Consider the following 14,190-nt stretch of genomic DNA (forward strand, 5'->3'; position numbering starts at 1 on the left):
ATCATGCCTTCCGTCCGTGCTCTTCCGTCACCGCTCCTGCGCCCGCGCCACTTCGACCGCGACGACGTCGTGGTCCATGCCGGCCTGTTCTCGCTGGTGAACTCGAGTACGACGCCCCGCGCGGCCTGGACCGAGGACCTGATCGCCATCGGCGAGGTCCTCGACGCCGCCGAATTCCCCTACCGCCTCATCCGCGGCACCGACGGCTCGCCCTTCCTCGCGGTGGACCGCGTGCTCGGCGCCGAGCTGGCCACGCTGCTGGCGCGTGCCTTCGCGACCGAGCCCTTCTACGCCAAGACGGTCGACAAGCGGGGCACCCCGCCCCAGCTCCTGGCCGAGGGCGTGCTCGCGCCGTACCCGCGCGCCTCCGTCTTCAAGCTCTTCCGCCCGCGCGTCTCCTCGACGGGATCGCTGCGCTACGGCGCCCGCAGCGGCGTCCGCCTCGAGCTGTGGAAGGTGGGCGAGGAGGAGATCATCACTCCCGCCGAGAACGCGCTCATGCGCAACAGCCTCCCCGTCGCCGAAGCCATCGACGCCCACGTCGAGGCGTACGGCCGCACCTGGCCGACGTTCGAGGGCATGTTCGAGCCGCTCGTCAGCGACATCCGCTTCGAGGTGGACATCGTCTTCTCGTGGGTCGACGGCACCGACCTGGAGTTCCAGCGCGCCCGTGCGGCCCGCATGGCGAGCTACGTGGTGGGCGAGGGCGACGACGCTCCGGCGCGCTTCCGCCAGATCGACGAGCTCAAGTACGCCCTGCGCAGCGTCTACATGTACGCGCCGTGGATCCGGCACATCTACATCGTCACCGACTCCCCGCGCCCGCGCTGGCTGGACGAGCACCCGGACGTCACCCTCGTGCGCAGCGAGGACCACTTCCGCGACCTCTCGGTGCTGCCGACGCACAACTCCCACGCGGTCGAGAGCCAGCTGCACCGCATCCCGGGGCTGGCGGAGCACTTCCTCTACTCCAACGACGACATGTTCTTCGGGCGCCCGGTCGACCCGTCGATCTTCTTCTCGCCCGGGGGCATCACGAAGTTCATCGAGGCGACGACGCGCATCGGCATGGGCGACTCCAACGCCTCCCGCAGCGGCTTCGAGAACGCGGCCCGCGTCAACCGGCGCCTGCTCCGCGAGCGCTTCGGCGCGATGACGACCCGTCACCTCGAGCACGCCGCCACGCCGCTCCGCAAGACCGTGATGGCCGAGCTCGAGGCCGAGTTCGAGCCGGAGTTCACCGCGACCGCCGCGAGCCGCTTCCGCTCCGCGAGCGACGTCTCCGTCACCAACTCGCTCTACCACTACTACGCGCTGATGACCGGCCGCGCGGTCGTGCAGGAGAACGCCTCGGTGAAGTACGTCGACACGACGATGCACCAGGGGCTGAAGGACATGCGCAAGCTCCTCAAGAACCGCGGAGTCGACTTCTTCTGCCTCAACGACGGCAGCTTCCCCGAGATCTCGGCGGAGGCGCGCACCAAGGCCGTCATCGGGTTCCTCGAGGAGTACTACCCGATCCCGGCTCCGTGGGAGCGCGAGGTCTGACCGTGGGCTGGGCCGTCGGGGGAGCGGTTGCCGGGCTGCTTCTCGGCCTGGCGAGCTCGCTCGTGTTCCCGGGCATCGGAGTGGGAGCGGGCGTCGGCGTGGGCGTCGCGCTGGCCGCGGCGCTGGCGTTCGCCGGATGGCTGTTCGCGCGGGACCGCGCCGGCGGGCGCTGACACCGCCGGCCGTGTCCGAGGACGCGGTCGACGCGGCGCCCGGAGGCGTCGGGGCGACCCCGACTCCCCGTCGCGTCGCTACGCGCTGACGCCCACCCGCTCCACGAGCGGCGGGTAGAGCTCCTCGTCCCGGGCGACGGGGGCCGCCGTCGCCGCGGCGATCTCGACGCCGTGGTCCGCGAGGATCCGCTGCGTCTCGCTCGCCGAGACGTAGGACACCTCGGTCGAGGCGCCGATCGGCACCACCGAGTGCAGCACCGTGCCGTCGTAGACGTGGATCAGGTTGAACGCCTGGGCGCCGTTGCGGGCGCGGGTCGCGCCCACCGGCACGTTGAGGTCCTGGGTGTAGCAGGTGGCCGACGCGACCGAGACCGGGATGCCGGCGAACATCGCCGTCGACGAGTAGTGCAGGTGGCCCGCGATGATGCTGCGGACGTCGGAGCCCTCGAGCACCTCCGCGAGGGCGGGCTGGTCGCGCAGCTCCACGAGGACCGAGAGGTCGAGCACGCTCGGCACCGGCGGGTGGTGCAGCGCGAGGATCGTGCCGTGCGGGGCCGGGCTGGAGAGCTCCTCCGCCAGCCAGTCGAGCTGCGCGTCCGAGATCTCGCCGTAGTGGGCGCCGGGCACGGTGGAGTCCAGCGCGATGATCCGGAGCCCGTTGACGTCGTGCACGCGGTCGACCGGCTGCGTGGTCGGGAGCTGGTCGAGCAACCCCGAGCGGAACGCGCCGCGGTCGTCGTGGTTGCCCATCACCCAGATCACCCCGGCGCCGAGGCGTGCGGCTGCGGGCTCGACGACGGCGCGCAGCTTCGCGTACGCCTCCGGCTCGCCCTTGTCGGCGAGATCACCCGTGATGACGATGGCCTCCGGACGTCCGCCGGACGCCTCCAGCTCGTCGAACAGGAGCCGCAGCTGGGCCTCGCTGTCGACGTCGGAGCCGTACAGGCCGCCGTCTCCGGCGATGAAGTGGGTGTCGCTCAGGTGAAGGATGAAGTGGTTGGGCCGGGGGTACTCGGCCTGGCGGAGGGACATGATCCTCGGGTTCCACGATCGGCGGGAGCCGGATCACGCGACCCGGCGTCGGCACTTGCGCACTGCTCCAGCGGAGGCGACCCCGCTGAGACCAGTCCATCATCGCGGGGTGAACTCCGGGCCAACACCGGTCGGCGCGTCATCGAACGGTTCTCCCAGGTTGCCGGTCGCTGCGCGGTCCTCCCGGACCCCGGAGGACCGCCGCGATCAGAGCCGGGCGAGCAGCCGCGCGTAGAACTCGATGGCGCGCTCGAACTGGTCGGCCTCGACCGACTCGTCGACCCCGTGGATCCCGAGCTGCTGCCGCGGGCTGATCTCGAACGGGATGAAGCGGTAGACGTGGTCGCTGATGGCGTGGAAGTGCCGGGCGTCGCTGCCGCCGGTCTGCACGTAGGGGGCGACGACCGCGTCCGGGAACGACTCCTGGACGACCGCGCGGAGCAGGTCGTACGGCCCGCCGTCGCCGGGCTCGCCCGTGGGGGAGACGGGGGAGGGCTCGTGGGCGACCTTCACCTCGACCTCGACCTCCGGGTCGTCGATGACGGCGCGGATGCGCTCGACCACGCCCGCCACGGTGCCGCCCGGGTTGATCCGCACGTTCGCGGTGGCGCTGGCGCTGGAGGCGAGGACGTTCGCCCCGGTGCTGCCGCGCAGCTCGGTGATCGCGACCGTCGTCCGCAGCATCGCGGCCGAGCGGTTGGAGTGGGCGGCGAGCGCGCCGACGACGGCGTCCGGGTACTCGTGCGGGCGGGCGTACCAGACGGCGTGGGCCGCGTCCGCGTGGTCGGCCGCCGCGCGCACCAGCTGGGCGATCGGCTCCGGGAGGGTCGAGGGGAACGGGTTCTCGGTCAAGCGGTGGATCGCCCTCGCGAGCCGCTGGGTGGCGAGCAGCCCGGGCGGGGGCGGCGGAGCGGAGGCGTGGCCGCCGACGTCGCGGCAGGTCAGCTCGAGGTTCATGATCCCGCGCTCGGTGACGCCGATCACGGCGAGGGGGGTCGTGACTCCGGGCAGGATGCCGCGCCGCACGTTCCCGCCCTCGTCGAGCACGAGGCGCGGGCGGACCCCGCGCGCGCCGAGCAGGGCGACGACCGAGGGGGCGCCGTCGCCCGCCGTCTCCTCGTTGTGCGTGGAGAGGAGGTACACGTCGTGCCGGGGCCGCTCGCCCCGCAGGACGGCCGCCTCGACCGCCTCGAGGAGGGCGACGAGGGAGCCCTTGTCGTCGAGGGCGCCGCGCGCCACGACGGAGGTGCGGCCGTCCGCGGCGACGACCGTCTCGGCCGCGAACGGGTCGTGCGACCACTCCGCCGCCGTCACGCTGACCACGTCGTAGTGGGCCATCAGCACGGCCGGCTCGCCCGGCTCCTCGCCCCGCCAGCGCCAGAGGAGGGAGTGGCCGGCGACCGTCTCGGACTCCAGCGCCGCGTGCAGCGCCGGGTAGAGCTCGGCGACGAGCTCCCGGAAGGCGTGGAAGCGGCTCCAGTCGGTCGCCGACTCGTCCGAGTGGGACACGGTGTCGACGCGCAGCAGGGCCTGGAAGCGCTCGAGCGCGGTCGTCGTCACCGGGCTAGCCTACGACGGCGGTGCCGGGCCCCCGGCCCGCCGGAGCGGAGGTGCGCGGTGGGGCTGCCCGAGGTCTGCGTCGTCTACGTCCTCCGCGACGGCCCGCGGGGCGCGGAGGTGCTGCTCGGCCGGAAGCGCCGCGGCCTCGGCGAGGGGCGCGTGGTCGCTCCCGGCGGCAAGCTCGAGCCCGGCGAGTCGCCCGTCGCCGCCGCCGTCCGCGAACTGCAGGAGGAGGCCGGGCTCGTCGCCCGAGCGGCCGATCTGGAGCCGCGCGGCGTGCTCGACTACTCCTTCCCGCACCGGCCGGCCTGGAGCCAGCGCTCGCACGTCTTCCTCTGCCGCCGCGTCACCGGCGAGGTCACCGAGTCGAGCGAGCTCGCCGCCGCCTTCGTCCCGGTCGAGGAGGTGCCGTTCGAGCGGATGTGGGATGACGCCCGCCTCTGGCTGCCGGGCGTGCTGCGCGGGGGCGCGCCCGTGCGCCTCCGGGTCGAGTTCGGCGCCGACCTCGCGAGCGTGGCCTCGTGGGGGCCGGCCGACGCTCAGACGAACGTTCCCGCCACCAGCAGCGCCAGCAGCGAGATCACCGAGGCGATCGAGAGCGTCAGCGAGTAGGCGGTGAACGTGCCCCGCACGGTGAGGCCGAGCACGGACTTGAAGAGCCAGAACGCGTTGGCGTTGACCATCCCGAGGAAGAGCGCGCCGGAGCCGGCGGCCAGGGCGATCAGCGCCGGGTTCACGTCGAGCACGGGGATCAGCGGGGCGACGATGCCGACCGCGGTGATCGCGGCCGTCGAGACCGAGCCGATCGCCGCGTGCAGCACGGCCGCGACGACCCAGGTGAGCAGGATCGGCGAGAGGGCCCGCCCGTCGAAGGCGCCGGCGAGCGCGTCGCCGACCCCGGTTCCTCCGACCACGGCGGCGAGGCTGCCGCTGACCCCGGTCAGGACGACGATCGGGCCGCTGCGGGTCAGTGCTCCGCCCAGTGCCGTGGCCACGGCGCCCTTCGGGAGCGTCCGCAGTGCCGTCGCGTAGGCCAGCACCAAGCCGGCCAGCAGCGCGATGTGCGCGTCGCCGAGGAACCGCAGGAGGGGGACGTCGAGCTCGGCCAGCTGGGTGAGCGAGTTCGCGGCGATCAGCACGATGGTGAGGGCGATCGGAGCGACGGCCAGCGCGAGCGGCACCCGCCGCGTCGCGAGCGCCGTGCCTCCCGTGGCCGCGCCCGCCTCGGGCTCGAGAGCGGGCCCCGGGACCGCCCCGCCCTCGAGGTCGCGCTCGTCCCGCCAGCCGCCGCGCTTCACCAGGGCGCTGTACACCAGCACGGTCAGCACGATGGTGACGATGCCCAGCGGGGCGCCGATGGCGACCATCGACGGCAGGGGAGCGCCCGCGATGCCTGCCGTGGCCAGCGCGGCGGCTCCGGGGACGACGAAGACCACGCCCACGATCATCCCGACGATGGAGGAGCCGGCCAGCAGCCCGTAGCCACCGGCACCGAGCCCCCGCGAGGCCAGACGAGTCAGCGGTGCGCTCATCACGACCAGCACGTCGGAGTAGATCGAGGGGAAGGCGACGCCCAGGGTCAGCGCGTAGGCGACCGGGAGCGCGCGCCGACCGAAGCGCTTCACGAGCCAGCGGGCGAGCAGCGGGGCCACGCCCAGCGCCTCCAGGAGCGATCCGAGCAGCAGGCCGAGCGCGATCAGCAGGCCGATGTCGCCGAGGACCGCGCCGAATCCGGACGTCATCGCGGTCACCGTCCCCTCGCCGCCCTGCCCCGAGACGAGGCCGAGCCCGAGGGCCGAGACGAGGAGGGCGATCACCGGCTCGACCTTCAGCACGACGATCAGGACCACGACGGCCACGATCGTGAGCAGGATGAGGAGCACGGGCCAGTAGTCGGTCATGGGCGGTCCTTCTGTCGAGGAGCGGGAGGGCCCGGAGACCGGGTCGCCGCGAGCCGTCCAGCCCCGGCCGTGGTGCGCCGCCAGACGGACGATCGCGCGGATCCGCGGAGCCGGGAGAACGCCGCGGAGATGCGGCGCGTCAGCGGAACATACCGATCCCCGACCCTGCTCCCCGACGTCGACGACTTCCTTCGTCATGCAGCGTCGCGAACACGCGGGCCGGATGCGCACCCTGCTACTTTCACCGGGCAGACGTCCTCGGGGGGAGGACGCAGCCGCATCTCTCCTCCGTGGTCACCCGCATCCGGACGGCCTCCGCCGTCCGACCCGCCAGGCGCCCTCCGTGGGGCGCCGCCGTCAGCGGGCCACACGACAGCGACGCGATCCGGCCCCGCCCGGACGCGCCCGAGCGCAGCAGGAGCACTACCCATGACGGCACAGATCATCGACGCGACCGATCTCGACGAGCTCCGGCGCGTCGGGCAGGAGCTCCGCGAGGGCGCGACCGTCATCGCGCAGACCGACACGAACTACGGCGTGTTCGCCAGCCCCTTCTCGCGCAGCGCCTGCTTCCGCCTCTACGACATGAAGAAGCGGGACGGCGCGAAGCCGCTCACCCTCTTCGTCTCCGCGCCCCGCGACTGGGCGACCTGGGCCTTCGCCCCGGAGACGGCCGACATGGACGCGCTCGTCGCAGCGTTCTGGCCGGGGCCGCTGAACGTCATCCTGCGCCGCAAGCCCGTCGTCCCGGACTGGGTCACCTCGGGCCAGGACACGGTGTCGGTCGTGCACAACCTCAGCGCCCCGATCAACCTGCTCTCGATATTCGCGGGCCTGCCGCTCGCGGCCACCTCCGCCAACATCAGCGGCACGGTGTCGACCGGACTCGTCGACTTCGACCTCGCCGCGGAGCACCTCGGCGGCGACAGCGACTACCTGATCCGCAGCACCACCGCCCCCGACTCCACGATGAGCAGCACGATCGTCTCCCTCGTGGGCGGCGCGTCGATCGTCCGTCAGGGCGACGTGGGCGCCGACGCACTGCGCGTCGTCGTGCCCTCCCTTGTCTGACCTCGGGCGCGGGGACGCCCCGCGCGGCCGCAGCGCCGCCGGGCTGATCACGGTCTACCGGATCGTCTCGCGCGCCTACTTCCACCTGCCCGTGGTCGCGGTGTTCCTGCTGGCGCGGGGCTACCCGATCCTGGCCGTGGCGCTGCTGCTGGCGCTCTACGGAGTGGTGGCGGCGCTCGCCGACGGCCCGCTCTCGCCGCTCACACGCCGCCTGTCCTCGGCGGGCGCGCTCGTCGTCGGCGAGGGCGTGAAGGCACTGGGCCTCGTCGTGATCGTGCTGGACGCGGATCCGGTCGCCGTCGTGATCAGCCAGCTGCTCGCCGGCTGCGGCTTCTCGCTGACGGCCGGGCGGGACGCCGCGCTGGCCTCCTCGCTGCGCGCCGGAGCCGATGCTCGCCGCCAGGAGACGCGGGTGCAGAGCGGAATGTTCCTCGCCTCCTTCGGCGCGGGAGTGCTCGGGGCCGCCTCGCTCGCGCTCTGGGACCGGCTGCCGTTCCTCCTCAGCGCGCTCGTGTCGTGCGCCGCGCTGGCCGTGGTGCTCCTTGCCCGCCTGCCGCTCGGCGCGAACGCCGCCTCGGGAGTGGCGGCGCGCGCCGTGCGGCCGGCCGTCCTGCCCGCCGCGGTGCGCTTCTGGTCCCTCTACTACTCCGTGAACCGCGCCGTCCTGCTCGCCGCTTACACCTTCGTGATCCCGCTGCTGCTGTTCCAGGAGCTGCGTCTGACGCTGCCCGCGTTCGGCCTGGTGCTCGGCCTCTACACGCTCGCCGGCCTGGCCGCCGCCCGGCTCTCGCCGCTCATCGCCGGCACGCCCCTGGTCTTCCGGCTGACGGCGCTCACCCAGGTGCTGGGCCTCGCCCTGACCACCCTCGGGGTGCTCGGCGCCGCGATCGCCGGCCTGGCCCTGCTCGGGATCGCGGGCGGCTTCGTGCGGCCCGCGACGATGATCGCCCTGGCGCCGGCGATGAACGGGCTCGAGGACGGCGCCCGGGTCGCGGTGATGCGCGGACTGGAGCGCAACCAGGGGATCCTCCAGGCCGTCCTGCTCGTCGGCGCCGGGATACTCGTCCCCCTCACGGGAGGGACCGCGCCGACCCTCATCGTCCTCGTCGTCCTCGCGGTCCTCGCGCAGACGATCGGGGCCGTCTCGATGCGACGACAGGAGAGGAGGGCCGTCACCGCGGAAGCGGAGTGACAGAGGAAGTCCGGGACGAGCCCGCCGGCGGCGTCCCTCATCCACGTGCAAGGAGTGAAGCAATGCAGCCCATCTACACGTTGTCCGATTCCGACAGATCGACCCTCCAGCAGTCGCTGCTGGCGGTCGCCATCGACCCCTACAAGGACTACGACCGCTTCCGCGACGCGATCGCCGCGCTGATCGACAGCGGCGACGTCCCGCAGGGCTTCGTCGACGCGCTCGCCCGCATCCGGCGCGAGCGCGACGAGAAGATCACCTACGCGCACCTGATCTCGAACAACCCGGTCGACGACGAGATCCCCTGGCTCGACCAGGACGACGCGCTCGAGGACAAGTACCGCAAGAAGCTGACGTTCGTCGGCGAGGGCCTGCTCGAGCTGCAGTCGCAGTACCTCGGCTCGCCGCTGCTCGCGTACGCCACCCGCAACAACGGCGACTTCTTCCAGGACGTCTACGCCGACAACCGCTTCTCGAACACCCAGACGCAGAAGACCGACGGCGAGCTGTACTGGCACAACGAGCGGACCGCGCACCCGGTGCGCGCCGACTTCATCTCGCTCCTGGGACTGCGCACGCCCGAGACCGACCTCGTCTACACGAAGTACGTCGACGGCCGCGAGATCCTGCGCTTCATCTCACCCGAGAACCAGGCGCTCCTGCGCGAGGCGGTCTACATCACCCCGTTCGACGAGCTCTCGCGCGCCCAGAACAAGAACCAGATCGTGTCGGACCAGCACGCTCTGCTCGAGAACGAGCACAGCTTCCGCTACTACGACACCCGGACGGTGCCGGCCGACCCGGACGACCTGCCGCACCTGTGGGCGCTCTGGCAGTTCCGCGATGCGCTCTCGAAGGTCAGCGAGCAGTACCACCGGATCCGCGACGCGGACCTGCTGATCATCGCGAACCAGGACGGCCTGCACAGCCGTCAGCTCGTCGACGTCCAGGACCGCGACAAGACCCGCTTCCGCTGGCTGCTGAAGACGTACTCGTTCCGCGACGCGGCGACCGCGGACCGCCACTCCGACTACTGGCTCGACGGCGTCCGCGGCCGAGTCACCGACTGAGAGAGAAGGAGAACAACATGACCGATCTGACCAGGAGCACGCCCCCGCACCCGCTCGACTTCCTGCCCGCGACGGCGCCCCTGGAGGTGTCCAGCGACGACGTGACCGACGGCGAGCGGCTCGCCGAGGCCCAGGGGAGCGGCGACACCAGCCCGTCCCTGCGCTGGAGCGCCGGCCCCGAGGGCACGCAGTCGTACGCCGTGACCGTGTTCGACCCCGATGCGCCGACCCTCGGCGGCATCCACCACTGGGTCCTGGTCGACATCCCGAAGGAGGTCACCGAGCTGGCCGCCGGCTCGACGGAAGTGGGGCGCCCGGCGCTCAACGACCTCGGGTCGCTCGCCTACGCCGGTGCGGCCCCGCCGCCCGGTGACCGCCCGCACCGCTACCTCTTCACGGTGCACGCGCTCGGAGTGCCGACGCTGCCGGTCGACGAGTCGACTCCGGCCTCGCTGGTCGGCTTCCATCTGACCGTCAACACGCTCGCGCGAGGCTCGCTCACGGCCCTCGCCTGAGCCGTCCCGTCGGCGCGCGCGGCGCGGACGGGCGCGCACCGGGCACCGGAGTCGATCCGGAGCCCGGTGCGCGTCCGTTCGCGGCATCACCGCCGCGGACGACGGGAGGCGATCCGCTAGGCTTCCGCTCGGCCGGGGCCCCGCCCATGGCGTCTCTGGACACCACGAAAGGGAAAGAATGACCAGCACGACGGTGATCGAATGGCGTGAGCAGGCTCCTGCGGAAGCGGTGGACGCGCTCTACGCCCCCGGTGGACTGGTCGTCTGCGCGACCAAGGTCGGCTACATCCTGATGACGACCGACGGAGCGGGCCTCGAGCGCAAGTTCTCGGCCAAGCAACGCAACCGCAACAAGCCGGGCGTCGTGCTCTGCTCCAGCATCGAGCAGCTCACCGAGCTCGCCGAGCTCAACGAGGAGGTCCTCGCCTTCTACCAGAAGCACTGGGACCAGGACGTCCTGCTCGGCTGCATCCTCCCGTGGAAGGCCGAGGCCGTCGACCTGATCGACGAGGACGCCCGCGAGCTGGTCCGCGACGGACGGGGCACCAGCTGCTTCGTCATCCGCTTCGGCCGCCCGGCCGAGCAGCTGGTCGCCACCATGTGGGAGCGCGACCGCACCCTCACCTTCGCCAGCTCGGCCAACCCCTCGGGCGTGGGCAACCGCGGCCGCGTCGCGAACATCGGCGAGCGGATCGAGAACGAGGCCGACGTCATCGTCTCGGCCGACTCCTACGTCTCCTCGATCCAGCCGGACAAGGACGAGGACTCCCGCCACGAGCAGGGCGTCATGGTCTCGATGGTGGACGCCTCGGGCGCCCTCATCCCCGTGCAGGGCGGCGAGCGCTCGATCACCCCGGGCCCCGTGCTGATCCGCCGCGGCCTCGACTACGAGCGCATCATGCTGAACCTCGCCGAGCAGTTCAACTCCTGGGACTACCGCCAGGGCGAGTACTACTGATCCGGTAGCGGATCGCGACGACGGCCGGGCCGGGGCTCGCCCCCGACCCGGCCGTCGTCGTCCCCGGCGTCAGAGCTCGAGCACGTCGCCGGGCTCGAGCGCGTGGTACTCCCCGCCCCCCTCGCGCACGGCCCAGCCGAGCCGGTCGTGGCCGAGCGCGCGTCCCGCCTCCGAGAGGACCTGCTCGTGGGTCGCGAAGGCGTGCCGCGGCGCGATCTCGAGCACGTAGTCCATCGCCTCGGCGATCTTCATCCACGGCGCGCCCGACGGGGCCGCGAGGACCTCGACGTCGACGCCCTCGGGGACGGTGAAGGAGTCGCCGGCGTAGTAGACGCGGCCGTCGACGAGGACGCCGACGTTGTCGATGACGGGGATGCTCCGGTGGATCACCGCGTGGCGGGCGCCGAAGAAGCGCAGCTCGAACGGGCCGACCGTCACCAGGTCGCCGTCGGCGACCGTCTCGACGTCGAAGCCCTCGGCGGCGGCGGCGACCCCGGCCGGGCCGAGGATCCGCAGCGATGGGGCCGCGTCGCGCAGGCGCTGCAGCTGCTCCGGGGTCCAGTGGTCGGCGTGCTCGTGGGTGAGCACCACGGCGACGGTGTCGGTCGTCCCCTCGACGGGCCGGGTGAAGGACCCCGGATCGATCACCAGCCGGGCGCCGTCCTCCTCGATCAGGACGGCGGCGTGCTCGAGTTTCGTCAGTCTCATGCCCCGAGCCAACCGCCTCGGCGGGCGGCGGGCAAGGCCGGGGCCGAGCGGAGACCGGATGGGCCGGGCGCTCGATTTGCGTCGATGCGGATCCGTGTGCAACACTCTTCGAGTTGCAAAAACGCGGCCCCATCGTTTAGCGGCCTAGGACGTCGCCCTCTCACGGCGGTAACGCGGGTTCAAATCCCGCTGGGGTCACCACGGCAACACGAGAAGAACCCCCGGTCTGACCGGGGGTTCTTCTCGTTTAACACCCGGGTGCTCGCCACGCGGCACCCGCTCGACGCATCGCGCCGATCGCCTCGTTCCCGCTCCGCCTCCCCGGGGCCGCATCCCGCCGGATCGGCGCTAGGATCGCATCCGCGAAGGGGAGTATCCCGCCTTTCCGCTCCCGTCAGTACGCACCGCCCCTGCGCGGCGCCGGGGGCGGGACGGGTGACGCGGACCGGCACGGCCGTCCGCTCCCCGGGGAGAGACTTTCGGCCCCCACCCACTCGGAAGGCCCTCATGCTCGATCTGCCCGTCTGGTTCGTGATCGGCTCGTTCGTCGTCCTGAGCCTGATCCTCGCCGCCGACCTGCTGCTGGTCTACAAGCGCCCGCACGTGCCGAGCCTGAAGGAGTCGGGGCTGTGGGTCGGCTTCTACGTGTCGCTGGCGCTCGTGTTCGCGCTGCTGATGCTGATCCTCGGCGGCGGCGAGCTGGCCGGCCAGTTCGTCGCAGGCTGGCTGACCGAGTACAGCCTCTCGGTCGACAACCTGTTCGTCTTCGTCATCATCATGGGCCGCTTCGCGGTGCCGGCGAAGCTCCAGCAGGAGGTGCTGATGGTGGGCATCATCATCGCGCTGGTCTTCCGCGGCGTCTTCATCCTGCTCGGCGCGCAGCTCATCGAGAGCTTCAGCTGGATCTTCTACCTCTTCGGCGCGTTCCTGGTCTACACGGCCTGGAACCAGGCGTTCGGCGCGGAGGACGAGGACGAGGGCACCGACAACCTGCTCATCCGGCTCCTGCGCCGCCGCGTCAAGATCTCGGACTCGTTCGACGGCTCCAGGATTCGCACCACGATCGACGGCACGCGCCACTTCACGCCGATGCTGATCGTGTTCCTCGCGATCGGCTCGACCGACCTGCTCTTCGCGCTCGACTCGATCCCGGCGATCTTCGGCATCACCGAGAGCCCCTTCATCGTGTTCACCGCGAACGTCTTCGCGCTGATGGGGCTCCGCCAGCTCTACTTCCTGCTCGGCGGGCTGATCGACAAGCTCGAGTACCTCAAGTACGGGATCGCGTTCATCCTCGCCTTCATCGGCGTGAAGCTCGTCCTGCACGCCCTGCACGAGAACGACCTGCCCTTCCTCAACGGGGGCGAGCCGGTGCCGGTGTGGGACATCGACACGATCACCTCGCTCGTGGTCATCGTGCTGAGCATGACCGTGGCGACGCTGGCGAGCCTGGCGAAGATGCGCCGCGAGCACCGCCACATCCAGCTGCACGACGGGCACCCCGAGGTCGTCGCGGACGACGCCCGGTCCTCCGCCGAGGAGAAGTGATCCCGCGATGACGACGACCACGGTCGACCTGCCCCAGGGGGCGCTGCGGCTCGCCGTCAGCAGCAGCACCGACGTCGGCGCCGTCCGCCGCGTCAACGAGGACGCCCTCCTCGCCGACGAGCTGCTCCTGGCAGTCGCGGACGGGATGGGCGGGCACGCACGAGGGGACCTCGCGAGCGCAGCCGCCGTCGAGGCGCTGCGCGAGAACCGGCCGACGAGCCTGGGTCCGGTGGACGCGGTGTTCGACCTGGTGGAGGGCGCCAACACGGCCGTGCGCGCGCTCGACGTGGGCGGTGCGCTCTGCGGCACGACGCTGACCGGGCTGATGCTCGTGCTCCCCGAGCCCGCGGGCCCGGCCCGCTGGGCGCTGTTCAACGTCGGGGACTCCCGCGTCTACCGCTGGGACGGTGCCGAACTCCAGCAGCTGACGGTGGACCACTCCGCCGTGCAGGAGCTCGTCTCGGCCGGCCTGCTCACCCCCGAGTCGGCGGAGTCGCATCCCGACCGCAACATCGTCACCCGCGCCCTCGGCGCCGACGAGGAGGTCGAGACGGACGTCTGGACGCTGCCCGTCGTGCCGCGCGCCAGCTACCTGCTCTGCTCCGACGGGCTGACGAAGGAGCTCTCCGACCAGCGGATCGCCGCCCTGTTCGCCCGCCGCGACTCCGGCGACCCTGCCGACCTCGCTCAGGCGCTCGTGCGTGCGGCGGTCGAGGCCGGCGGACGGGACAACGTCACCGTCGTCGTCATCGACGCCGTGCTCGACGCCCGCGCCTGAGCCGGGCGACTCCGTGCCGCGCCCGCCCGGGAGGCGGGGGAGCGCGGTGCTATTCTCGGTCCATGCTGAGTGGCCCGCACCTCCTTCCGTGCCGCGACGAGACCTCGAACTGACGGCCTCCCTCGTCGCGGTGCCT

General features: G+C 72.0%; 14 protein-coding genes and 1 tRNA gene. 11 read left to right on the forward strand and 4 right to left on the reverse strand.

Going from position 1 to position 14,190, the window contains the following annotated elements; all coding sequences use genetic code 11:
* Positions 1–3: 3 nt before the first annotated feature.
* Complete coding sequence (locus tag C5C37_RS04540) at positions 4–1,548, forward strand: stealth family protein (protein WP_104225612.1); 1,545 nt, start codon at positions 4–6, stop codon at positions 1,546–1,548.
* Between the two features lie 2 nt (positions 1,549–1,550).
* Positions 1,551–1,721 carry a hypothetical protein gene (locus tag C5C37_RS04545; protein WP_159939285.1) on the forward strand — a complete coding sequence of 57 codons (171 nt, stop codon included), beginning with the start codon at positions 1,551–1,553 and terminating at the stop codon, positions 1,719–1,721.
* A gap of 78 nt (positions 1,722–1,799) precedes the next feature.
* On the opposite strand, the gene C5C37_RS04550 is transcribed toward C5C37_RS04545, so the two are convergent.
* Together C5C37_RS04550 and C5C37_RS04555 are read right to left on the reverse strand one after the other, a co-directional pair.
* Positions 1,800–2,753 (reverse strand): phosphodiesterase, encoded by a 954-nt coding sequence (locus tag C5C37_RS04550; RefSeq protein ID WP_104287573.1) that lies wholly within the window; start codon positions 2,751–2,753, stop codon positions 1,800–1,802.
* Between the two features lie 207 nt (positions 2,754–2,960).
* Positions 2,961–4,313: a M20/M25/M40 family metallo-hydrolase gene (locus C5C37_RS04555; protein WP_104338533.1), complete on the reverse strand. Its 1,353-nt coding sequence runs from the start codon at positions 4,311–4,313 to the stop codon at positions 2,961–2,963.
* Between the two features lie 57 nt (positions 4,314–4,370).
* Between C5C37_RS04555 and C5C37_RS04560 the strand changes: the two genes are divergently transcribed.
* Positions 4,371–4,925 (forward strand): 8-oxo-dGTP diphosphatase, encoded by a 555-nt coding sequence (locus C5C37_RS04560; protein ID WP_181072714.1) that lies wholly within the window; start codon positions 4,371–4,373, stop codon positions 4,923–4,925.
* Here the strand turns inward: C5C37_RS04560 and C5C37_RS04565 are convergent.
* The gene (locus C5C37_RS04565) at positions 4,853–6,214 is read right to left on the reverse strand and encodes a GntP family permease (RefSeq protein ID WP_181028702.1); all 1,362 of its coding nucleotides are present in this window, start codon (positions 6,212–6,214) and stop codon (positions 4,853–4,855) included. The genes C5C37_RS04560 and C5C37_RS04565 overlap by 73 nt on opposite strands.
* A 429-nt stretch (positions 6,215–6,643) precedes the next feature.
* On the opposite strand from C5C37_RS04565, the gene C5C37_RS04570 reads away from it, so the two are divergent.
* The 5 genes from C5C37_RS04570 (at position 6,644) to C5C37_RS04590 (ending at position 11,020) form a co-directional block, all read left to right on the forward strand.
* A complete protein-coding gene (locus tag C5C37_RS04570) occupies positions 6,644–7,285 on the forward strand; it encodes an L-threonylcarbamoyladenylate synthase (RefSeq protein ID WP_104225616.1) in 642 nt (213 codons plus the stop codon).
* Complete coding sequence (locus C5C37_RS04575; protein WP_104287570.1) at positions 7,278–8,477, forward strand: hypothetical protein; 1,200 nt, start codon at positions 7,278–7,280, stop codon at positions 8,475–8,477. Before C5C37_RS04570 ends, C5C37_RS04575 begins: the two co-directional genes overlap by 8 nt.
* A gap of 62 nt (positions 8,478–8,539) precedes the next feature.
* The gene (locus tag C5C37_RS04580) at positions 8,540–9,547 is read left to right on the forward strand and encodes a TauD/TfdA family dioxygenase (RefSeq protein WP_104287569.1); all 1,008 of its coding nucleotides are present in this window, start codon (positions 8,540–8,542) and stop codon (positions 9,545–9,547) included.
* Positions 9,548–9,564: 17 nt separating this feature from the next.
* Positions 9,565–10,062 (forward strand): YbhB/YbcL family Raf kinase inhibitor-like protein, encoded by a 498-nt coding sequence (locus C5C37_RS04585; RefSeq protein WP_104223083.1) that lies wholly within the window; start codon positions 9,565–9,567, stop codon positions 10,060–10,062.
* Between the two features lie 178 nt (positions 10,063–10,240).
* The gene (locus tag C5C37_RS04590; RefSeq protein ID WP_104223084.1) at positions 10,241–11,020 is read left to right on the forward strand and encodes an L-threonylcarbamoyladenylate synthase; all 780 of its coding nucleotides are present in this window, start codon (positions 10,241–10,243) and stop codon (positions 11,018–11,020) included.
* Positions 11,021–11,089: 69 nt separating this feature from the next.
* Here C5C37_RS04590 and C5C37_RS04595 read toward each other — a convergent pair whose 3' ends face one another.
* On the reverse strand, positions 11,090–11,728 hold the full coding sequence (locus C5C37_RS04595) for an MBL fold metallo-hydrolase (RefSeq protein WP_104262526.1): 639 nt from the start codon (positions 11,726–11,728) through the stop codon (positions 11,090–11,092).
* A gap of 125 nt (positions 11,729–11,853) precedes the next feature.
* On the opposite strand from C5C37_RS04595, the gene C5C37_RS04600 reads away from it, so the two are divergent.
* The 3 genes from C5C37_RS04600 to C5C37_RS04610 all read left to right on the forward strand — a co-directional run bounded on the left by C5C37_RS04600 (position 11,854) and on the right by C5C37_RS04610 (position 14,054).
* Positions 11,854–11,929, forward strand: a tRNA-Glu gene (locus C5C37_RS04600).
* 306 nt (positions 11,930–12,235) lie between these two features.
* A complete protein-coding gene (locus C5C37_RS04605; protein ID WP_104223086.1) occupies positions 12,236–13,276 on the forward strand; it encodes a TerC family protein in 1,041 nt (346 codons plus the stop codon).
* A 7-nt stretch (positions 13,277–13,283) separates the two neighbouring features.
* On the forward strand, positions 13,284–14,054 hold the full coding sequence (locus C5C37_RS04610) for a PP2C family serine/threonine-protein phosphatase (RefSeq protein ID WP_104338535.1): 771 nt from the start codon (positions 13,284–13,286) through the stop codon (positions 14,052–14,054).
* The last annotated feature ends 136 nt before the right edge of the window (positions 14,055–14,190 follow it).

It is taken from the genome of Rathayibacter sp. AY1F9, from assembly GCF_002932155.1.
Lineage (GTDB): Bacteria > Actinomycetota > Actinomycetes > Actinomycetales > Microbacteriaceae > Rathayibacter.

Bases quoted from the DNA above. Each gene is read 5' to 3' on its own strand.
- C5C37_RS04540 (WP_104225612.1), top strand. From the start codon at position 4: ATGCCTTCCGTCCGTGCTCTTCCGTCACCGCTCCTGCGCCCGCGCCAC.
- C5C37_RS04550 (WP_104287573.1), bottom strand. From the start codon at position 2,753: ATGTCCCTCCGCCAGGCCGAGTACCCCCGGCCCAACCACTTCATCCTT.
- C5C37_RS04565 (WP_181028702.1), bottom strand. From the start codon at position 6,214: ATGACCGACTACTGGCCCGTGCTCCTCATCCTGCTCACGATCGTGGCC.
- C5C37_RS04570 (WP_104225616.1), top strand. From the start codon at position 6,644: ATGACGGCACAGATCATCGACGCGACCGATCTCGACGAGCTCCGGCGC.
- C5C37_RS04580 (WP_104287569.1), top strand. From the start codon at position 8,540: ATGCAGCCCATCTACACGTTGTCCGATTCCGACAGATCGACCCTCCAG.
- C5C37_RS04585 (WP_104223083.1), top strand. From the start codon at position 9,565: ATGACCGATCTGACCAGGAGCACGCCCCCGCACCCGCTCGACTTCCTG.
- C5C37_RS04590 (WP_104223084.1), top strand. From the start codon at position 10,241: ATGACCAGCACGACGGTGATCGAATGGCGTGAGCAGGCTCCTGCGGAA.
- C5C37_RS04595 (WP_104262526.1), bottom strand. From the start codon at position 11,728: ATGAGACTGACGAAACTCGAGCACGCCGCCGTCCTGATCGAGGAGGAC.
- C5C37_RS04605 (WP_104223086.1), top strand. From the start codon at position 12,236: ATGCTCGATCTGCCCGTCTGGTTCGTGATCGGCTCGTTCGTCGTCCTG.
- C5C37_RS04610 (WP_104338535.1), top strand. From the start codon at position 13,284: ATGACGACGACCACGGTCGACCTGCCCCAGGGGGCGCTGCGGCTCGCC.